A 295-nucleotide genomic window follows, 5' to 3' on the forward strand; every position below is an offset into this window, starting at 1 on the left:
GTGCAACCGTGCTCGCTAACGACCGTCACAAGGTTGACGCTCCTGAAATCGATGAATACGTCTCCATTGATGAATTATTGAAGCGGTCTGATATTGTTTCACTGCACGTTCCCTACACTAAAGGTGAAACTGATAACTTAATCAGTACCGCCCAAATCAATTTAATGAAAGACGATGCCATTTTGGTTAATACGGCTCGTGGTCAAGTGGTTGACTTAAAATCCGTCGATAATGCTCTTGCGTCCGGCACATTAGGTGGATATGGTTCTGACGTGTTAATTGATGAAGCTAACAT

At 43.1% G+C, this 295-nt stretch carries 1 protein-coding gene; it reads left to right on the forward strand.

Translation table 11 applies throughout. The annotated features are described in order from the left end of the window. A partial coding sequence (locus AC6UDG_RS07535) for an NAD(P)-dependent oxidoreductase (RefSeq protein ID WP_500706965.1) occupies nt 1–295 on the forward strand: 295 nt, incomplete at both ends.

The organism is Fructilactobacillus sp. X2R1C1 (genome assembly GCF_059901435.1).